Origin of the sequence: Longispora albida DSM 44784, assembly GCF_000379825.1 — a bacterium.
Lineage (GTDB): Bacteria > Actinomycetota > Actinomycetes > Mycobacteriales > Micromonosporaceae > Longispora > Longispora albida.
In genome coordinates this window covers 459,231-477,425 of sequence record NZ_KB903825.1, presented here as the reverse complement: position 1 = coordinate 477,425, position 18,195 = coordinate 459,231, and the positions used below count along the sequence as shown (strand labels likewise).

The 18,195-nt window shown below is 71.1% G+C and carries 19 protein-coding genes and 1 tRNA gene; 13 read left to right on the top strand and 7 right to left on the bottom strand.

The window, feature by feature from the left end; genetic code table 11:
* Positions 1 to 101 precede the first annotated feature (101 nt).
* Positions 102 to 926: a hypothetical protein gene (locus A3G1_RS0115975; RefSeq protein ID WP_026212178.1), complete on the bottom strand. Its 825-nt coding sequence runs from the start codon at positions 924 to 926 to the stop codon at positions 102 to 104.
* The gene (locus A3G1_RS0115970; RefSeq protein ID WP_018350477.1) at positions 916 to 1,434 is read right to left on the bottom strand and encodes an RNA polymerase sigma factor; all 519 of its coding nucleotides are present in this window, start codon (positions 1,432 to 1,434) and stop codon (positions 916 to 918) included. Before A3G1_RS0115970 ends, A3G1_RS0115975 begins: the two co-directional genes overlap by 11 nt.
* Positions 1,435 to 1,645: 211 nt before the next feature.
* On the opposite strand from A3G1_RS0115970, the gene A3G1_RS0115965 reads away from it, so the two are divergent.
* Complete coding sequence (locus A3G1_RS0115965) at positions 1,646 to 3,637, top strand: proprotein convertase P-domain-containing protein (RefSeq protein WP_018350476.1); 1,992 nt, start codon at positions 1,646 to 1,648, stop codon at positions 3,635 to 3,637.
* 21 nt (positions 3,638 to 3,658) lie between these two features.
* On the opposite strand, the gene A3G1_RS0115960 is transcribed toward A3G1_RS0115965, so the two are convergent.
* The 4 genes from A3G1_RS0115960 to A3G1_RS35175 are packed head-to-tail and all read right to left on the bottom strand — an operon-like array spanning position 3,659 to position 7,575.
* The gene (locus tag A3G1_RS0115960) at positions 3,659 to 5,239 is read right to left on the bottom strand and encodes an N-acyl-D-amino-acid deacylase family protein (RefSeq protein ID WP_018350475.1); all 1,581 of its coding nucleotides are present in this window, start codon (positions 5,237 to 5,239) and stop codon (positions 3,659 to 3,661) included.
* Positions 5,239 to 6,336, bottom strand: coding sequence for an o-succinylbenzoate synthase (gene menC / locus A3G1_RS0115955; RefSeq protein ID WP_018350474.1), 1,098 nt, complete (start codon positions 6,334 to 6,336; stop codon positions 5,239 to 5,241). Before menC ends, A3G1_RS0115960 begins: the two co-directional genes overlap by 1 nt.
* Positions 6,333 to 7,094 (bottom strand): GNAT family N-acetyltransferase, encoded by a 762-nt coding sequence (locus tag A3G1_RS35180; protein WP_018350473.1) that lies wholly within the window; start codon positions 7,092 to 7,094, stop codon positions 6,333 to 6,335. Before A3G1_RS35180 ends, menC begins: the two co-directional genes overlap by 4 nt.
* A 49-nt stretch (positions 7,095 to 7,143) precedes the next feature.
* On the bottom strand, positions 7,144 to 7,575 hold the full coding sequence (locus A3G1_RS35175; RefSeq protein WP_018350472.1) for an NUDIX domain-containing protein: 432 nt from the start codon (positions 7,573 to 7,575) through the stop codon (positions 7,144 to 7,146).
* 58 nt (positions 7,576 to 7,633) lie between these two features.
* Between A3G1_RS35175 and A3G1_RS38630 the strand changes: the two genes are divergently transcribed.
* From A3G1_RS38630 to A3G1_RS35160, 3 genes are all read left to right on the top strand, one after another.
* Positions 7,634 to 8,455, top strand: a complete 822-nt coding sequence (locus tag A3G1_RS38630) for a nucleoside-diphosphate kinase (protein WP_018350471.1) — start codon at positions 7,634 to 7,636, stop codon at positions 8,453 to 8,455.
* A gap of 127 nt (positions 8,456 to 8,582) precedes the next feature.
* The gene (locus A3G1_RS41435) at positions 8,583 to 8,912 is read left to right on the top strand and encodes a hypothetical protein (RefSeq protein ID WP_211216318.1); all 330 of its coding nucleotides are present in this window, start codon (positions 8,583 to 8,585) and stop codon (positions 8,910 to 8,912) included.
* A complete protein-coding gene (locus A3G1_RS35160) occupies positions 8,909 to 9,301 on the top strand; it encodes a hypothetical protein (RefSeq protein WP_018350469.1) in 393 nt (130 codons plus the stop codon). Before A3G1_RS41435 ends, A3G1_RS35160 begins: the two co-directional genes overlap by 4 nt.
* Before the next feature lie 58 nt (positions 9,302 to 9,359).
* Here the strand turns inward: A3G1_RS35160 and A3G1_RS0115925 are convergent.
* Positions 9,360 to 9,433: transfer RNA gene (locus A3G1_RS0115925), tRNA-Cys, on the bottom strand.
* Positions 9,434 to 9,954: 521 nt separating this feature from the next.
* On the opposite strand from A3G1_RS0115925, the gene A3G1_RS0115915 reads away from it, so the two are divergent.
* The 9 genes from A3G1_RS0115915 (at position 9,955) to A3G1_RS40600 (ending at position 18,036) form a co-directional block, all read left to right on the top strand.
* Positions 9,955 to 10,377, top strand: a complete 423-nt coding sequence (locus A3G1_RS0115915) for a low affinity iron permease family protein (RefSeq protein WP_018350467.1) — start codon at positions 9,955 to 9,957, stop codon at positions 10,375 to 10,377.
* A 178-nt stretch (positions 10,378 to 10,555) separates the two neighbouring features.
* The gene (locus tag A3G1_RS0115910) at positions 10,556 to 11,167 is read left to right on the top strand and encodes a trimeric intracellular cation channel family protein (protein WP_018350466.1); all 612 of its coding nucleotides are present in this window, start codon (positions 10,556 to 10,558) and stop codon (positions 11,165 to 11,167) included.
* 111 nt (positions 11,168 to 11,278) lie between these two features.
* A complete protein-coding gene (locus tag A3G1_RS0115905) occupies positions 11,279 to 11,959 on the top strand; it encodes a response regulator (RefSeq protein ID WP_018350465.1) in 681 nt (226 codons plus the stop codon).
* Positions 11,960 to 12,051: 92 nt separating this feature from the next.
* The gene (locus A3G1_RS0115900; RefSeq protein WP_018350464.1) at positions 12,052 to 12,258 is read left to right on the top strand and encodes a heavy-metal-associated domain-containing protein; all 207 of its coding nucleotides are present in this window, start codon (positions 12,052 to 12,054) and stop codon (positions 12,256 to 12,258) included.
* 16 nt (positions 12,259 to 12,274) lie between these two features.
* Positions 12,275 to 13,219: a hypothetical protein gene (locus A3G1_RS0115895; RefSeq protein ID WP_026212176.1), complete on the top strand. Its 945-nt coding sequence runs from the start codon at positions 12,275 to 12,277 to the stop codon at positions 13,217 to 13,219.
* A 236-nt stretch (positions 13,220 to 13,455) separates the two neighbouring features.
* Positions 13,456 to 15,387 carry a hypothetical protein gene (locus tag A3G1_RS0115890; RefSeq protein ID WP_026212175.1) on the top strand — a complete coding sequence of 644 codons (1,932 nt, stop codon included), beginning with the start codon at positions 13,456 to 13,458 and terminating at the stop codon, positions 15,385 to 15,387.
* Between the two features lie 37 nt (positions 15,388 to 15,424).
* A complete protein-coding gene (locus A3G1_RS38625) occupies positions 15,425 to 16,429 on the top strand; it encodes a glycoside hydrolase family 26 protein (RefSeq protein WP_018350462.1) in 1,005 nt (334 codons plus the stop codon).
* Positions 16,430 to 16,447: 18 nt separating this feature from the next.
* Entirely contained in the window at positions 16,448 to 17,644 is a 1,197-nt protein-coding gene (locus tag A3G1_RS0115880) for a hypothetical protein (RefSeq protein WP_018350461.1), read from the top strand.
* A gap of 194 nt (positions 17,645 to 17,838) precedes the next feature.
* Entirely contained in the window at positions 17,839 to 18,036 is a 198-nt protein-coding gene (locus A3G1_RS40600; protein ID WP_157641171.1) for a hypothetical protein, read from the top strand.
* Positions 18,037 to 18,195 lie beyond the last annotated feature (159 nt).

Sequence of the window (18,195 nt, the reverse complement as noted above, 5' to 3'; positions counted from 1 at the left end):
GGTAGGTTTTGTAGGCTGAGCAGGTCACCGCGCTGCCCGCAGTGACACAAGTGGCCCGTGCCGGTGGGTACCGGCACGGGCCACTCTGGACAGGCAATGGGTTACTTCGGCAGCCGGTGGCTCACCGGGCCGGAGAACTGGTACACGCTGTTCATCGGGACCTCGTCCATCTGGAAGCCGCTGACCTCCACCACCGCGACATGGTCACCGGAGCGGAATATCGCAACATACGTCACGCGGGTCTGGATTTCGGGGAAGCCGAGGGCGACAGGGCTGGTGTGCGTGATCCGGATGATGATCGAGTCCTCGCGGCTGAACTGCTCGGCCACCACCTCGTAGGTGGTCCGAACTGGAGCTGCCGGATCCGTGGACGAGCATCGCGGGATGGCGTACCGGACATCGTCCATGTACTGCTCTGCGCCCCCGGGCCTATGCAACGTCACGACCTGGGTGGCAATGAGCCGGGGCCCCTCCGGGAGACCGATGGGGAAGCTGGCGCTGACCGCCCTGACGGCCTTTTCGGGCAGGTCGTTCGATCGCCCTCTGGTGGTGCAGGGTCTATAGGACGTGTAGGGCTTCCGGGGTGTCATGGGCGGTCCGACGGTTCCGCCCGCCGGGAGGTCGGAGACCTGAAGCATCGCCGCGTCAGGAATCGAGGGCTGGGCCGGCTCGGGGGCTGCGGGGGATGCCGAAACGGGAGTGGCCGAGGGGGCCGTTCCTGGCGGCAGCGGGCCGTGAGCTGTCGGCGCCGCCGCCGACCAGGTCAGCACAGCTGCCGTGACGGCGGCCACCGCGCCTATCGCCGAGACGGCCCGTACCCTGGCCCGCCGGTCGGCCCGGCCGCGCAGGTCGGCCGAGCCGGTCACGGGCAGCCGGTCGGTTTCGGTGCCGAGGGCGGCGAGCTGCTTGCTGAGGTCAGAGCGCATGGGCCACCTCCGGAGTACCTGGCTCGCCGGTTTCGCTGATGTCGATCAGGTTTGCCAGGGCCGCCCGCCCCCGCGACAGGCGGGACTTGATGGTGCCGGGAGACACTCCGGCCTCGGCCGCGATGTCCTCGATCCGCATGCCGAGCAGGTGGTGCTGGACGATGGCCACGCGCTGCGCGTCCGGTAGCCGGCGGAGCGCCGCCGTGAGCAGCACGGAGTCCTCGGAGGGCTCCGGCACGGCCTCCGGCCGGCGGAACAGCAGCATGGCCCTGGTGAACCGGGTCGCCTTGCGGAAACCGCTGACCGCGAGCCGGGTGCCGACCAGGCGGATCCACGCTTCCGGGTTGTCGTAGCCCTGGAGCTGCGACCAGCGCCGCCAGGCTCGCAGGTACACCTCCTGGGTGATGTCCTGTGCTTCGGCGAGGTCGCCGGTGAGCGCGTAGAGATAGTGGGTCAGGCGCCGGGTCGTCGCGCTGTGGAACTCGTCGAAGCTGGATGAATCGCGCATCTCACCGCCGTCCTGTCTGGTGTTGTCCGTGAGGTCATGCCATCTAACACGCCAGCCGCCCGGGCCTGGTTCCCCGGGATCTCCGGCTGATTCTGTGACGGGTGTGCCGTGTGCTGTTCAGTCCCTTGTAACACGGCAGTTATATCGACCATGATGGCTCTCCCAGGGGCGCGGAACCCCTCGTGCGCCCCCACCCCTCAAGGAGCACGGCGTGAGAAGACCCTCGATCTTCCGCGGCATCCTGGCGCTGGCGGTGGCCGGAGCACTCGCGATGGCCACTCCGGCGGCAGCCACCGCCACCGGCGGCGCTGCCACGACCCCGGCCGTCCGCGCCACCACGCTGGCACCGCCGGACATCCCGGTCGCCAACGTGCAGGCGCATCTCCAGCAGTTCCAGACGATCGCCACGAACAACGGCGGCAACCGCCGGTCCACGTCGGCCGGGTACACCGCCTCGGTGACCTACGTCTACGACAAGCTGGTCGCGGCCGGATTCCAGGTCGTGAAGCAGCCCTGCACCTCCGGCTGCACGTCGGGGGCCGGCCCCAACGTGATCGCCGACTGGCCGGGCGGCGACCCGGCGCAGGTGTACATGTTCGGCGCGCACCTCGACAGCGTGTCGGCCGGGCCGGGCAGCAACGACAACGCCTCCGGCTCCTCGGTCGTGCTGGAGATCGCGCTGACCCTGGCCGCGCAGAACCCGACGATGCTCAAGCACGCGCGCTTCGCGTTCTGGACGGACGAGGAGCAGGGCCTCAACGGCTCCGACTTCTACGCCAGTACCCTGCCCTCGGCCGAGCGCACGAAGATCAAGGGTTACTACAACTTCGACATGGTCGCCTCGACCAACGCGGGGTACTTCATCAACCGGATCACGAGCGCGACCGGTCAGGTGCTGAAGGCCTACTACGACTCGATCGGCGTGCCGACCGAGGAGAACACCGAGGGCGCCGGCCGCTCCGACGACGCCTCGTTCAACGCGATCGGCGTGCAGACCAGCGGCGTGGCGGCCGGTGCCAGCTACGTGAAGACGGCGGCCCAGGTGACGAAGTGGGGCGGCACGCAGTCCTCGTACGACCCCTGCTACCACCGCTCCTGCGACACGTACCCGAGCAACATCAGCACGACCGTCCTCAACCGGAGCGCCGACGCTGCGGCCTACGCGCTGTGGACGCTCGCCGTGGGTACGCCGGCCGGGGACGACTACACGATGGCGGCCTCCCCGAACGCCGGCTCCGTGGACCCGGGCGGCTCGCTGACCTCCACGATCGGCACGACGATCACGAACGGGGCCGCGCAGCCGGTGACCCTGGGCGCGACCGGCCTGCCCGCCGGGGCCGGGGCGGCGTTCAGCCCCGCGCAGATCAACTCGGGTGGCTCGTCGACGATGACCATCACGACGGCGGCGAGCACGCCGCCTGGCACGTACACGGTGACGGTCAACGGCGACGGGACCGTGGCTGACCGGTCCACCACGTACACGCTGACGGTCAACGGGCCGGCTGGCTGCTCGGGTACCAACGGCAACGACGTGGCGATCGCGGACAACTCCACAGTGGAGAGCCCGATCACGATCTCCGGCTGCCCCGGTACCGCGTCGGCAGGCAGCACGGTCGAGGTGCACATCCAGCACACGTACATCGGTGACCTGGTCGTGTCCCTGGTCGCGCCGGACGGCTCCGCCTACGTCATGCACAACCGGGCCGGCGGCAGCGCCGACAACATCAACCAGACGTACACGGTGAACCTCGGCAGCGAGCAGTCCAACGGCACCTGGAAGCTGCGCGTCCAGGACGCGGCGGCCAACGACGTCGGCAAGATCGACACGTGGACGCTGACCCTGTCGGTCGCGGTGCCGCCGACCTGCGCCGGCACCAACCCGAACGACGTGGCGATCGCCGACAACGCCACCGTGGAGAGCAGCATCGCGATCTCCGGCTGCACCGGCAACGCCTCGTCCACCAGCAAGGTCGAGGTACACATCCTGCACACCTACATCGGTGACCTGGTCGTGTCGCTGATCGCGCCGGACGGCTCCGCGTACGTCCTGCACAACCGGGCCGGCGGCAGCGCCGACAACATCAACCAGACCTACACCCAGAACCTGTCCGCCGAGGTCCGCAACGGCACCTGGAAGCTCCGGGTGCAGGACGCGGCGGCCCAGGACGTCGGCACCATCGACTCCTGGACCCTGACGCTGTAGGTCGTGGGACCCCTCATGTCGCTATAGCGACATGAGGGGTCCCACGACCTGGCCGGCCCGGATCCCGGTGAACGAGCCGTCCGCCACGGCCACCTGCCCGCCGAGCAGGACACAGTGGACGCCGGCCGGGCGGGTGTCCGGGGTCAGGTACGTCCCGGGGTGGCCGATCGTGGCCGGGTCGAAGACGGCGATGTCGGCGACGGAGCCCGGGCCGAGCCAGCCCCGGCCGGTCAGCCCGAACTGGCCGGCCGAGGCTGAGGTCATCTTCCGGATCGCCTCCGGCAGGCTCACCAGGCCCAGCTCCCGGACGTACTCGCCGAGGAAGTGCGGGAAACACCCCCACGTGCGCGGATGCTGGAGCCCGTACGGCATGCCGTTGTCCGAGCCGATGCTGGTCAGCGGGTCGGCCAGCAGGACACGCACGTCCTCCTCCGCCATCATCGTCAGGACCATCCCTGCGGACGGGTCGGTGGCGATCAGCTCGCAGGCGATGTCCCACGGGTCGGCCGCGTCCTCGGCGGCGAGCAGGGCGATCGTCCGGCCCACGGCGTCCGGCCGGTTGGCGTGGCTGGTGACCAGCACGTCCCCGGGTCCGACCTCCCGCCAGAATCCCGTACCGGCAGCGGCAGCCGGATCCGTCGCGGCGGCCAGCAGCGCCGCCCGCCCGGCCGGGTCCAGGAGCCGTGACCGGAGCGCGTGCACGCCACCCGCGTGGGCCTCGTTCGGCAGGAGCGCGGAGAGGAACGTGCCGCCGGCCAGGTACGGGTACACGTCGCCGCGAATGTCCACACCGGACACCCGGGCCGCCCGGAGCGCGGCGAGCAGCTGGCCGGCCGAGCCGTGCTGGGCGCGCCCGGCGGCCTTGCAGTGCGAGATCTGCACCCGGACCCTGGCCCGCCGGCCGATCTCGATCGCCTCGCCGAGCGCGGCCAGCAGGTCACGGTCCTCGTTGCGCAGGTGCGTGGCGTACGGCAGCCCGTACGCGTGCGCGACCTTCGCCAGCTCGACCAGCTCGCCGGTGCCGGCGTAGCAGCCCGGCGGGTAGATCAGCCCGGAGGAGAGCCCGATCGCCCCGGCCTCGAACGCCTCGGCGAGCAGCCCCTGCATCCGTGCCAGCCCGCCGGGCGGCAGCCCGGGTTCCATCCCGGCCACGTTGAGCCGGAGGGTGTTGTGCCCGGCCAGCACGCCGATGTTGTTGGCCGGACCGGCCGCCGCGACCTCAGCCAGGTACTCCTTGAAGGTTCGTGCGACGACCGGCTGGCCGGCGCTGATGTCGGTGAGCAGGTCGTGGCCGTGCGCGGCGGCGGCCTCGCCGAGCGGGGCGAAGGAGTAGCCGCAGTTGCCCGCGATCTCCGTCGTGACGCCCTGGAGCAGCTTGAACGGCTGCGGCTCCGCCATCAGCGGCACCATGTCGGAATGGCTGTGCGGATCGACGAAGCCCGGCGCGACGGCCAGCCCTGTCACGTCGATCACCCGCTGGGCCGCGCCGAGGTCCCGCCCGACGGCGGCCACCCGGTCGCCGCTGACCGCGACATCGGCCGTGACCGGCTCGCTGCCGAGTCCGTCATGGACTGTGCCGCCGCGCAGGATCAGGTCGTGCATCAGACCTCCAGCCACTCGCGCGCGGTGGTGATCTCGTCGAGGAAGTCCATGTCCGGGGTCACCCCCAGGCCAGGGCCGGCTGGCACCGTCACGTGCCCTTCGTCCAGCTCGAAGGGCTGCGTGACATCCCTTTCGTAGTACCGATCAGAGGCCGACGTGTCTCCCGGCAGCGTGAACCCTGGCAGCGCGGCGAGCGCGATGTTCGCGGCCCGCCCGATCCCGGTCTCCAGCATCCCGCCAGCCCACACCGGCACCCCGTGCGCCTGGCAGACGTCGTGCACCCGCCGGGCCTCCAGGTACCCGCCGACCCGGCCGGGCTTCACGTTGACCACCGAGGTCGCGCCGAGGGCGATCGCGTCGGCCGCGGCCCTCGCGGACACGATCGACTCGTCGAGGCAGATCGGCGTGGTCATCCGCTGGGCCAGTGCGGCGTGCCCGCGCAGGTCCTCCTCCGGCAGCGGCTGCTCGACCAGCAGCAGGCCGAACGCGTCGAGCTGCGCCAGGTGCCGGGCGTCGGCCAGCTCGTAGGCGGCGTTCGCGTCGACCTGGAGCGGGATGTCGCCGAAGCGTTCCCGGACGCGGGCCACCGGCTGGATGTCCCAGCCCGGCTCGATCTTCAGCTTGATCCGCTGGTACCCCTGGGCGAGGTAACCGTCCACAGTGTCCAGCAGCTCGGCGATCGACGTCATGATGCCGACGCTGACGCCGGCCGGCACGCGGTCCCTGGTCGCGCCCAGGTACGAGCCGAACGACATCCCGGCCGCGCGCAGCTGGGCGTCCAGCACGGCCATGCCGAGCGCGGCCTTGGCCATCCGGTGCCCGCGTACCCGGGCCATCCGCTGCTCAGCGGTGTGCGCGTCGACCTCGCCGGACAGCAGCGGCAGCAGGAACCGGCCGATCACCTCGGCAGCCCCGGACGCGTACTCGCTGGAGTACGACGGCTCCGGCATCGCCACGCACTCGCCCCAGCCCTCCGCCTCGGGCGTCACCACGCGGACGAGCACGGCGTCGCGGGCGAGTGACGTGCCGAACGACGTCCGGAACGGCGTGACGAGCGGCAGCGCGATCCGGCGCAGCTCGACTCTGCTGATCTTCACTGATCCCCCTCCAGGACGTACCAGCCGGATCTCGTGACCCCGCTGACCGTGTACCGGCCTTCCGCCAGCGCGGCACCCAGCGTCTCCCGCACAGCCACCCGCCAGGCGAGAGCCAGGTCCGGCCTGGACTGCCGCAGGGACTCGATGTCGGGCGGCAGCGCGACCAGCAGCCGGGGACCGGCCAGCGCACCCGCTCGCTCCGGCCCGCCGTCCGGCGCCCGGCCCAGCACGACCCGCCCGTCCAGCGCCGGCTCCGCGCGGCCCTCCGCCGTCACCGGCCACCGCACGAGCACCCGGTCCGAACCCTGCCCGGCGTTCAGCTCGTCGGCCATCGCCCCGTAGAAGTCCACAAGGTACTCGTCGGCCGAAGCGCCCAGCCTCGTCAGGTTGAAGTACGCGTTCCGGCTGACCAGCGGGTCGAACGTCCACGTCACTGCGGCCAGCCCCTGCTCGCGCGCCCACGCCTGCTGGTGGAGCTTGACGGCCCGCCCGATACCGGCGGCCCGGTGCGCGGGGGACACCGCCGCGACATGGGAGTGCAGCTCGTCATGCCCACCACGGAACGCCGCAGCGGCACCGGCGAGCTTGCCACCGATGGTGACCCCGGCGACGTAGTTCCCGGTGTGGGACAGAGCGCGCAGCATCTCGGCGCTCACCGGCTGCTTGCCGTCCCCGCCGTACCACGTGCGGCCGAACAGCCCGGCGGCCTCCGCCAGCTCGGCCATCGTCACCAGCTCGGTGACCTCCTGACCTGTCATAGCTGGACAGTACCGGTGGACAGCGCTGGCAGGGCCCCTCCGGACGGGGTTACTCCCAGTCGGCGACGCTGAGCGTCTCGCCGCTGTCGAGCAGCTCCAGCCCACGCACTGTGTTCGGCGAGGAACCCTCCGGCGGATCCTCCATCGGGAACCAGCCGATCGCCGAGCAGCGCTCCGGGTCGGCGTTGAGGGGCTCGCCCTGCAGATCCGGCAGGCTCGGCGCGTGGAAGACGAAGGCCATGTTGGCCCGGTCGGGCCCGTGCCGCCGGTGGATCACCCCGACGAACTCCAGCTCCTCGGCCGTGAGGTGCACCCCGGCCTTCGCGTGTGCCTCGCGGATCGCCGCACCGAGCACGTTCTCGTCGCCGTCGAGCCTGCCGCTCGGCACCGACCACTGGCCGCTCGCCTTGTGCTGGGTGAGGAACACCTCCTCGTCCCGGGTGAGGATGATCAGGACGCCGAGTGCGTGCAGGTGGGCCACCCGGTCACCGTAGCCGGCCGGGCTACAGTGGGACGCTCAGCGGCCGGAGGGGAGGAACATGCAGGTCAGAGATCACGGCGACCTTCCTGGGCCGGCCCGCTGGGAGCTGCTCACCCAGGTGCCGGGCAAGGCTGCCTGCTTCGCCGGCGACCTGTACTTCCGCGAGGGCTGGGCCACCCTCCTCGAAGAGCTGGGCGAGGAGGGCGCGTACCGGTTCGCCCAGAGCACCGCGACAGCCTGGCTTCGCCCCGACGCCTTCCGCTCCGGTGCCGCGTCCCGCCTGCTCGACGCGATCGCGGCAGCCGGATTCGAGGCGGCGGCAGGCCGGCCGGTCACGGTCGACCGGCACGGCATCCGCGCCCTCTGGGCCTACGAGCTGGGCGGGGCGACAGCCGAGCGCCTCATGCTCCTCGACGGCGTGGTGAGCCTGGGCCCGGGCCTGTTCATCCTGTACCGGGGCCCGGCAGCCCCCATCCCAGCCGCCGCCCGGCTCACCGACCTCAAGGGCCCCAACGTGCCGGAAGGCCGCCCGGCGTCGAGCCTGCGTACCGTGGCCGGCAGCCCGAACCGCCTGCTCACCATGATCCATACGGGCAGCGACCCCGCCGACGTCGTCCGGGAACTCGCCGTCTTCGCCGAGCACGCCGACCGGGTCGCCCTGATCCGGGCCGCCGTCTCCGGCGAGCCCTGGCACCCGGTTCCGCTCCCGCAACACCAGCCCCAGCCGTCCCCCGCCGTACCCAGGCCCCTCGCCAGCCGCGAGGCCGAGAGGGCCGCTCTCCGCGAAGCCCTCGCCTCGCCCGACCCGGCGCACCGCTGGGCGGCCATCACCGAATACGCCGCCCGCGTACCCCTCCAGCCGCGCAAGCCCCGGTCGTAGCCGGACCGCGCCGTCCACCTGGGAGGGGAGCCCGAGGTTCAGCCCCCGGCCGGACGTCTGAGGTACCCGGCCCGGGCCAGTATGGGTGAGTAAGCCCAGCAGTACCCGACAGATGCAGGTGATGACCATGCGCCTCGAACGGGAAGCCATCATCGTCGCCGAAGCTCACGCGCTCTTCATCAGCCCGTTGCCCAGCTCCCGGACCCCGACCCGCCTCGAAGCCACAGAGGCGATCCGGCGGGGCATCCGCGAGCACGGCGGAAGCCGGGGCTGCGCGGCAGAGGTGGCCTACGAGTACGGCGACCACCCGGAAACGGCTGCGGCCCGCATGCGGTGGGCGAGGACAGTCGCACAGGGACTGTCCGCGCGCGCCGCCCGCAACCGGGCCGCACGCGACGGCACCAGCGGCACGAGGGCATCCCTCTGCCCGAACAGCACCATCGGAGGTACCCCATGAACGCCCAGAACCTCACCCGCACCCGTACCCGCCAGGCAGCAGGGACAGCGGTCGCTGTGCTGGCCGGCCTGGCAGCGCTGACCCTTCCGGCGACAGCCGCCCAGGCCACCGGGAACACGTCCTCATCCTGCTACGCCCGCAACGGCGCGCTGTACTGCGGCAACAACGCACCGGCCACTGTGTACCGGGAACCCGGTTTCACGGCCGGCGTGGACACCCTGCGCAGCTCGCACAGCTATTTCCAGTGCTGGGTGTACGGCGCGAAGCACCGGGGCGGCAACACCGTCTGGTACTTCACCTACGGGGACGACACGAACCGCTGGGGCTACGTCCCGGCCAGCGAGATCCACACCAGCCAGGACCCCTTCCCTGGCGTGACGCACTGCTAGAAAGATCGTGGGACCCCTCATGCTGCCAGGGCAGCATGAGGGGTCCCACGATCATGAGAGACAGGGACGGGATTCGAACCCGCGAATACTGGTTTTGCAGACCAGTGCCTTGGACCACTCGGCCACCCTGTCCTGCGCCTCTGCCGTTGGGCTACGGAAGCTCGTGTGAGTGTTCTGCCAGTTTCACCACCGGGATATGCTTTGTTGAATTATGTAGTACGTGTTTTCTGTGAATACGGAATCGCATTATGGGCAGCGTGAATAAACGGCTGGGAATTGCAGCCGTTGGAAAGGCCGGTGGAAGGAATGGGTGAGCCTGTGAGCGGGATCCGTGGCACGAGAAAACCGCCCCGGAGGTGAGCTCCGAAGCGGCTGGCCGGTAAGGGGATCCCTTACTCCACAGGCCACTCCGGGCTGGTGCGCAGGCTGAGCAGCTGACACGCAAGCTCGCCACGCAGACACAGCGCACGTAGCGCGGTGCTGTGGAGCTGGGCCTGACGAGTCATGACGAACTCCCTGACAGTCACGATTTCCGGCGCCTGAAACTGGCGCCTGGAGAAACGATAGCCGCGCCCGGCCGCACCAAGCAATAGCGTTACCGGAATTAATTCCCACCGGGTTTCGCGCCCGGTCGTTGCGGGTACCGCCCAGGCATGACGCGCAAGGGTGAGAACAGGCCGGCCGGGCACGCGCACATGCCGAGTGACGTGACGCGGGAGGTGAGCTTCTTCGACCGGTTCGCCGCAGGGGCCTCGAAGTTCTTCTCGCGCGCGTGGTTCTTCGCGATGTGCCTGCTGCTGGTGCTGATCTGGGCCCCGTCGTACTTCCTGATCGGCGACCTCGACACCTGGCAGCTCATCATCAACACGGCAACGACGATCGTGACCTTCCTGATGGTCGCGCTGCTCCAGAACAGCCAGGCCCGCTCGGAGCGCGCGATCCAGGACAAGCTCAACGCGATCGCCGAGGGTCTCGCCGACCTGATGAAGTCCGGTGCCCGGCACGATCCCCAGCTCGACCACGACCTCGAGGAACTGCGCGACGCCATCGGGCTGGAGGACCGCGAGTCGTCCTGAGGTAAGAGTGTGGCGGCGTGACGTCGATCTCGGGTGCTCGCGTGCCGGGGAGACGGGACGCTACGGTCATCCCATGAATTCTGGGTACCTGTGTTGTGCCGGGGAATGTCAGCTCCACTGACCCTCGGCCACCAGCCGGCCGCCGCGCGAGGCGGGGCCGCTCACGGAGTACACAATCATGGTTTTGATCTTCTTTGACCTGCTGGGTGTCGCGGTCTTCGCCGCGGCGGGCGCTGCCGCCGGGGCCAGGAAACGGCTCGACGTCTTCGGTGTGACGGTGATCGGCGTGGTCACGGCGCTCGGCGGTGGCCTGCTCCGGGACCTCATCCTCCACAAGGGACCGCCGCTCGCGCTGAGCGACTGGCGCTACCTCGGTGTCGCCGTGGCCGTCGCGCTGGCCGGATTCTGGCTGCATCCCTTCCTGACCCGGCCCCGCCGCACCCTGATCGTCATGGACGCGGCCGGCCTCGGCCTGTTCACGGTGACCGGCACGCTCACGTCGCTCGACGCCGGAGTGCCCACAGTGGAGGCCGTGCTGCTCGGTGCGCTGTCCGGCTTCGGCGGCGGCATCCTGCGTGATCTGCTCATGGCCGAGATCCCGTCGGTGCTGCGCCGCGAGGTGTACGCCCTCGCGGCGCTCGCCGGAGCCGGCCTGGTCACGGCGCTCGACCGCACCGGGTTCCGCGAACCGCACTGGGTCGCCCTGGCGGCCGTCCTGGTCTTCGCCCTCCGCCTGATCGCGCTGAAACTCCCCTGGCAGGTTCCGGTGGCCCGCGCGCAGGACTCGTGACGGGCCACACGAAGAGCCGGTCCACCGGCTTCGCGGGCGGGGCGGGTGCCAGTGTGCTGGAGTTGGACCTGGCACTCGGGGAGGAGCTGCGAGCATGGGAAACCCATCACGATGACCCGGATCCTGATCGTTGACGACGAGCCGCAGATCCTCCGGGCGCTGCGGATCAACCTGACCGCCAGGCAGTACGAGGTCCTGACGGCCGCCGGCGGTACCGAGGCGCTCCGGGTGACCTCCGCCGCCCGCCCCGACCTGCTCGTCCTCGACCTCGGCCTCCCGGACCTCGACGGCGTGGAGGTGATCCGGCAGCTGCGGGCGTGGAATCCGGTACCGATCATCGTGGTCTCCGGCCGGGCCGGCGGCGCGGACAAGATCGAGGCGCTGGAGGCCGGGGCCGACGACTACGTCACCAAGCCGTTCAACGTCGACGAGCTCGTGGCCCGCATCCGGGCCGTCCGGCGCAGGATCGGGCCTTCGGAGACCCCGGAGAACGCGCGGATCGGCCGGTTCACCGTCGACCTGGTCAGCTACACCGTGGCCGACGAGGCGAATGGCGAGGCGGTGCACCTGACCAAGACCGAGTGGCAGATCCTGGAGATCCTGCTCCAGCACCCCGGGGTGCTGGTCACCCAGCGCAAGCTGCTCCAGCAGGTGTGGGGTCCCGCGTACCGGAACGAGACCCACTACCTCCGCCAGTACATGGCCCAGCTGCGCCGGAAGCTCGAACCGGACCACACCCGGCCCCGGTACCTGATCACCGAGCCGGGGATGGGGTACCGCTTCCAGCCGTGAGCGGCTCTTCGGGCCTTGGGAACCCCCGGGGGGTATGCTACTGTCACGGTGATGGATACCCCCTGGGGGTAGTCGCGGAGGAGGGACTGGTCATGGTTCTCACGAGGTACCAGGTCACGGGCATGACGTGCGGGGGCTGCGCCGGCCGGGTCCAGGCCCAGCTCGGCGGGCTGCCCGGCGTCTCGGAGGTCACCGTCGACGTGGCCAGCGGCCAGGTCAGCGTCCGCAGCGCGGCGGAGCTGGACCGGGCGGCGGTCGCCGGGGCCGTGACGGCCGCCGGGTACGAGCTGGCCGGCTGAGCGGGCGGTGGCGACGATGAACACTCCGGCGAAGCTCGGCGCGTTTGTGCTCGGCCTCGCGGTGGTGTTCGGCGGGGCGTACGGGGCCGGGAAACTGGCCGGCCCGGTCGAGGCCACCCCGCCGGCCGCCGGGCACGCCACAGCGGGGCACGGCACCACCCAGCACGACCAGAAGAACCCGGATCCGCAGAGCGGGCCCGCCGGGCTCGCGGTCAGCGACCAGGGTTACACGCTCAGCCCGGGGCCGGCGGCGGCCGGGGAGTTCGCCTTCCGGATCCTCGGGCCGGACGGGCAGCCGGTGACCAGGTACGAGGTCGCCCACGACAAGCGCATGCACCTCATCGTCGCCCGCCGCGACCTGTCGGGTTTCCGTCACGTCCACCCGGAGCTCGACGCGTCCGGCGTGTGGCGGGTGCCCAGCCCCTTCGGTACCCCCGGGGAGTACCGGGCCTTCGCGGACTTCCGTCCGTCGGGCGGGCCGGCCCTCACCCTGGGCGTGGACGTGCCGGTGGCGGGGGCGTTCAGCCCGGTACCGCTGCCGGGGCCTGCGGCGAGTGCCACTGTGGACGGGTACACCGTCAGCGTGGACGGCACCCTCGAACCTGGCCGCACCAGCCAGCTGACCCTGACCGTCACCAAAGCCGGCGCTCCCGTCACTGACCTGCAGCCTTACCTGGGCGCGTATGGCCACCTCGTGGCCCTGCGGCAGGGTGACCTGGCCTACCTGCACGTCCACCCGGACGGCGTACCGGGCGACGGGAAGACCCAGCCGGGGCCAGCCATCAGGTTCTTCGCCGAGGTGCCATCGGCCGGCACGTACCGGATCTATCTGGACTTCCAGCACGGGGGAGTGGTGCGGACGGCCGAGTTCACGCTCGTGGCGGGGCCCGCGCCCGCACAGCCGGCGCCGGCGCCCTCGCCGGCCGCCTCGCACGGGAGCGACGGGCACGGCCATCCCTGACGGGTTGTCTACACCGGAGCGGATGGCGTCCATAGTGGGCCGGTGATCTGGCTTACACGCCAGTCGGAAACGGAAGTACTTTCCGGGCAAGGCGGCGGGCGGCGCTCGCGAAACGGCCCGCCGCCCCGCCGCCCGACGGCCCACTCACCCGATGCCCGGGGTCCACGGTGTCCTCTACGCTGTCGCGCGGTAGTTACGATCAGGCGGATCGGATTCCCCACCCCCGAAGAGGCGCAATGGCGAAGGTAGGCCCGTACACACTGCTCCAGCTCCTGAGCGACTCCCCGGTCGCGCAGTCCTGGCGGGCCCAGGACGACAACGGACAGGGCATGATCGTCGTTGTGCTGGCCAACTCGGCCCGTAACGACAGCGCCCACCGGTCGACCTTCCTCTTCGCGCTGGTGTTCATCAACCAGGCGTTCAGCAGCCAGGGTCTCGTCGCGGCCTCGGAGAACACCGCCCAGCGGCCGTGGATCGCCTTCTACGGCGACAACGACGAGCCGGCCAAGCAGCTCTTCGCCGCGATGAACGTGCCGTACGGGCAGGGCGCGCAGCCCGCAGGGCAGTTCCCGGCACAGGGGCACGAGGGCGGCCAGTACGACGAGATGACCGTGCCGAAGGTGTTCCCGGCGCCCGTCGAGGAGCCCCGCACGATGCTCCAGCCCGCCCCGCAGCCCTCGTCAGCACCCCAGCCTGTCCAGGGCTCTCCTGTCCAGGGCGGCGCGTTCCCGCACGGGCCGGACGCCTACCAGCCAGCCCAGTTCCCGCCCCCGGCCGTCCCGGGCCCGGAGGGCTACCCGCAGCAGGCTCCTTACGGTGAGGGCTACCCGCCGGCCGCCCACGGGTATCCGCAGCAGCAGCCAGCCCCGTACCAGGACCCGATGTACCAGCAGCCGGCCCCGGGGCAGGCCATCAGCGGCGGGCAGTCGCTCCTGCCCCCGCACGGCGGCCCGGTGCCCGGCCAGCCGTACCCGGGTGGCCCGGTGCCTGGAGTTCCCGGTCACGGTGTGCAGGGACATGGCGCGCCGGGGCACGGTGTGCCCGGTGACGACGCGCAGGACGTGCAGTGGCCGGACGCGCCCGGTGCCGCCGGCGGGCCGGAGCAGCACGAGCAGCACACGGGCGGGCCGTACGACGCCCCGACGATGGTCGGCCAGCCGGCCGCATTCCCGCCGGCCTCCGGCGCCCCGGTCTCCGGTGTGCCGGTGTCCAGCGGTCCGGTCTCGGCCGTGCCGATGTCGGGCATGCCGTACTCGGCTCCGCCCGCGTCCGGTGTCCCGTACAACGCGCCGCCGGTGTCGGGGGCTCCCTACAGCGCTCCGCCCGTGTCGGGTGCTCCGTATCCGGCAGCGCCGGTCTCGGGCGGGCCTGGCTGGCAGCAGGGTGGCCAGGGCGGCCAGTACGGGATGAACCCGGCCCCGCGCCAGCCGGACGGCAGCTACAACCCGATGGGCATGCCGCAGAAGAAGTCCCGTAAGGGCCTGTTCATCACGCTTGGCCTGGTCGCGCTGGTGCTCGTGCTGGCGGCCGGCGGCGGCATCCTCGCGTTCACGAAGCTCGGCCAGTCCGACCCCGACGCCAAGCCGACCGGCGCGGCCAGCAACGCCCCGCAGGGCGACCCGGAACCGACCGCCGGCGTGGTGGCTGGCAAGGAGCCGGCCACCGCCGGCACGTGGCCCGCTGGCTGGTCGACGTTCCAGGCTGGCGACAAGGTCGCGATGTCCGGCACACAGCCGGACCTCGGGTTCGAGATCAAGCTGCCCTTCGGCTGGGCCTGTGAGAAGCAGGAAGGCAAGCCGGGCTGGGCCATCACGGTGAACTGCAGCGACAAGTCTGGCTCCGCCGCCCCGAACGCCGCCACGGTGCAGATGGTCGTCCGGAACTGCGCCGGGGGCTGCCCGGAGGCCAAGCAGAAGGAACTGCGGGGCAAAGAGCACGCGTGGGGCCTGCCGTGGTACCGCTCCGACGACGGTACGTACTACGCCCGTAACCGTGAGGCGACCGGCCCGGCGGGCAAGCAGCAGCAGATGGTGATCCTGCGCTACGCGCGGTCCACACCCGGCGGCCAGCTGGACCGGCAGGTTACGCTGCGCATGACCTCGCCGGTCGACCAGGGCTGGGTGCTGGAGCGGATCGCCAACGAGTTCCGCACCACGACCAGCCGCTGACCGCGCAACCTTCCCGCGACCACGGAGACGAGCACCAATGTCCTTTCCCCGTACCAGGCTGGGCCTCGCCCTGGCCCGGGGCATCGCCGTGATGCTCGTCCTCGCCGCCGCCAGTACCGCCTGCTCGTCGGCTGACCCGAAGGGCAAGGCCGGGGGTGCCGGCGGCGGGGAGGCGTCGGCCGGGGCCGAGGCGCCCACCGCCGACGTCACCCCGGAGAAGGCACAGATCGGGGCGTACCTCCAGATCAGCGGCCGGACGATCAGCGAGAGCCTCGCCCTGCGCAAGCAGCAGCTGGGGCGGGACCCCCAGATCCTCCAGTGGTTCTACAAGTGGACGGACGACCTGCCGAAGACCTACCCGAACGCCCCGGCGGGTACGAAGGTGATGGTGTCCTGGCACGGCACGTCCTACGCCTCGGTGAACAGCGGGGCGGAGGACGCCCGGATCAGGAAGAACGCGAAGGCGCTGAAGGCCTACGGCAAGCCGATCTACGTCCGGTGGGCGTTCGAGATGAACGGCAACTGGTTCCCGTGGTCGGGCGTCAAGCAGGGCTCTGACCCGTCGAAGTTCGTGGCGGCCTGGCGGCGGATCCACGGCATCTTCAAGGCCGAGGGCGCGACGAACGTGCAGTGGGTGTGGTCGGTCAACTGGGGCTCGGAGCCGGCAGCCGAGTGGAACTCGATCGACAAGTACTACCCGGGTGACGAGTACGTCGACGTGGCGGGCGTGGACGGCTACAGCAACGGCACGACGACGCCGGAGGACCTGTTCGGCGACTTCTACAAGAAGTACGCCCCCCGCAAGCCGATCATGATCACTGAGACCTCGGTGCGCGACGCCGGCGGCACGACCGTCCCCGACTGGATCGGCCTGCTCGCCGAGTGGGCCGCCACGCATCCCAAGCTGGTCGGGATCATCTGGTTCGACACGAACGGGCACGTCAACTGGAGCGGCCGGATCGAGGACTGGCGGGTCGACCGCAGCCCGGAGTCCCTGGCGGCGTACAAGAAACTGTTCAACCATCCCAGGTTCGCGGCATAGTACGAAGGTGAACGGGGGATGAGCGGCCGGCGGTTGTCACTGCGGGATCGTGGCTGGCTGCCGACCGAGACGATGCGGCTGACCGGCCCGTTCGCCGGGCTCGGCACCGACGGCCTGACCTGGGCGCTCCGCGAGTGGTATGCCTGGTGCGGGCCGAGCCGTTTCACCAGCCGGATCGACCGTGATGCCCGGCGCTGGCGGCCGGCGTCCCCGGCGGAGACCGCAGCGGCCTCGGTGCTGCACGTACCCCCGGCCGGCCCGGAAGCGCTGCTCATCCGGGCCGCCGCCGAGCCGCTCGACGGCCGGCCGCTGATGTTCGTGCACGACGGGGCGTACGTCGTCTTCAAGGCCAGTCACGCCACACTGGACGGTGGCGCGGCCAACGCCCTCCTGCCCGAGCTGCTGCGCTCCGCGACGGGCGGGCAGCCGGCCTTCCCCGGCCCGTACGCGACGCGGCTGCCGCTCGCCAGGGCCCTGGTCCGGCATTTCGGTGCCGACCCGCGCCGGCTCGCGCTCGCCGCCCGGCTGCCGAGGCCGGTGCAGGAGCAGGCACGCGGGCCGGTCCGGCCGTGGCAGCCGGCCCCGGCTTACCTGACTGTCCGGTCGGAGCGCGGCGTACCGGGCCGGATCCGGGCCTGGCGCGAGGCCACCGGGAGCACGGCCTCGGCGGCGAGCGTCGTCCTGGCCGCGATCCACTCCGCCTTCACCCAGGCGGGGCTGCCGCCGGCTCCGGGGCTGACGGTGCTGGTCAACGGCCGCCGGTACCTCGGCAAGCGATCGTGGGTGCCGGGGAACTTCGCGTCGGGGCAGTACCTCGCGCCGTCCGATCCGTCCGATCCGGAGCAGGTCGACGCGGCGATCAGCAGCGCCGTCGCGGCCGGCCGCCCGCTGACCAGCCTCGCGCTGTGCGACGCCCGCGAACTCCTCAGCCGCGCCAGCCCCCAGCAACCCCGCGACGTTCCCGCCGAAGCCCGGCCCGCGCTGAGCCTCAGCCACCAGGGCCGCCTCACCGGCTACGAGGACCTGCCCTGGTCCGGACCCCAGCGCTTCGGCATGTTCGGCACGCCGGGCAGCCCGGCCGGCCTCACCGTCTCCATCGCGGAACTCGGCGGCGCACTGCACCTCGCCGCAGCCTTCCACGCCTCCGTCTTCCACCCCGGCCAGGTCAGAACAGCCCTCGAACTGGTCACGACCGACCCCAGCACCCTCGTCTAGGCTCCCGGCATGGTCAGGTCGCCGTTCCCGCTGTTCCCGCACCGGATCGAACCGGCATACAGCTACGCGAGCCACCCGTTCCGGGTTACCCGGATCTGCTGGCGAAGGTCCAGATCATCGAGAGCATCGCCGCCAGCCCGCACGTGCAGGCCCTTGCCGGTACCCGCAACATGCGCGGACTGCACGTTGCTGCCGTGTGCGACACGACCCCGCCCTTTTCTGTGGTGACCGTCTGCGTGCATCCGGCGGGTGTGTCCAGCCCGGCGACAGTGGAGATCAGCCACACTGCGGCGAGCGGCTGGCGGGACACCATCACGCGCCCGGTCGATTTCGCCGTCCCGCTGTTCTGGCGCTTCGTGACCACCAAGTTCGGCCTGACCCCAACACCGTAAAACCCTCATTTTGTACCGGTGCCGGAGTTGCACCCTCCACTGTGGCCAGGGCGTGTCCTGCCGGTCTTGCCGAGGTCGCGGCGAGTCTGAGAGTGCTAGCGGCAAGCAGAATTCTTGTCCGGATACCGGTGTTGTATCCGGACAAGAATTCTGCGCCGC

What these genes read in the sequence shown, in the direction of transcription:
- A3G1_RS0115960 (WP_018350475.1), bottom strand. Translation starts at nt 5,239, where the DNA reads ATGCACGACCTGATCCTGCGCGGCGGCACAGTCCATGACGGACTCGGC.
- A3G1_RS38625 (WP_018350462.1), top strand. Translation starts at nt 15,425, where the DNA reads ATGTCCTTTCCCCGTACCAGGCTGGGCCTCGCCCTGGCCCGGGGCATC.
- A3G1_RS0115910 (WP_018350466.1), top strand. Translation starts at nt 10,556, where the DNA reads ATGGTTTTGATCTTCTTTGACCTGCTGGGTGTCGCGGTCTTCGCCGCG.
- A3G1_RS0115970 (WP_018350477.1), bottom strand. Translation starts at nt 1,434, where the DNA reads ATGCGCGATTCATCCAGCTTCGACGAGTTCCACAGCGCGACGACCCGG.
- A3G1_RS38630 (WP_018350471.1), top strand. Translation starts at nt 7,634, where the DNA reads ATGCAGGTCAGAGATCACGGCGACCTTCCTGGGCCGGCCCGCTGGGAG.
- A3G1_RS0115880 (WP_018350461.1), top strand. Translation starts at nt 16,448, where the DNA reads ATGAGCGGCCGGCGGTTGTCACTGCGGGATCGTGGCTGGCTGCCGACC.
- A3G1_RS41435 (WP_211216318.1), top strand. Translation starts at nt 8,583, where the DNA reads ATGCGCCTCGAACGGGAAGCCATCATCGTCGCCGAAGCTCACGCGCTC.
- A3G1_RS35160 (WP_018350469.1), top strand. Translation starts at nt 8,909, where the DNA reads ATGAACGCCCAGAACCTCACCCGCACCCGTACCCGCCAGGCAGCAGGG.
- A3G1_RS0115915 (WP_018350467.1), top strand. Translation starts at nt 9,955, where the DNA reads ATGACGCGCAAGGGTGAGAACAGGCCGGCCGGGCACGCGCACATGCCG.
- A3G1_RS0115895 (WP_026212176.1), top strand. Translation starts at nt 12,275, where the DNA reads ATGAACACTCCGGCGAAGCTCGGCGCGTTTGTGCTCGGCCTCGCGGTG.
- A3G1_RS0115905 (WP_018350465.1), top strand. Translation starts at nt 11,279, where the DNA reads ATGACCCGGATCCTGATCGTTGACGACGAGCCGCAGATCCTCCGGGCG.
- A3G1_RS0115900 (WP_018350464.1), top strand. Translation starts at nt 12,052, where the DNA reads ATGGTTCTCACGAGGTACCAGGTCACGGGCATGACGTGCGGGGGCTGC.
- A3G1_RS0115890 (WP_026212175.1), top strand. Translation starts at nt 13,456, where the DNA reads ATGGCGAAGGTAGGCCCGTACACACTGCTCCAGCTCCTGAGCGACTCC.
- A3G1_RS35180 (WP_018350473.1), bottom strand. Translation starts at nt 7,094, where the DNA reads ATGACAGGTCAGGAGGTCACCGAGCTGGTGACGATGGCCGAGCTGGCG.
- A3G1_RS0115975 (WP_026212178.1), bottom strand. Translation starts at nt 926, where the DNA reads ATGCGCTCTGACCTCAGCAAGCAGCTCGCCGCCCTCGGCACCGAAACC.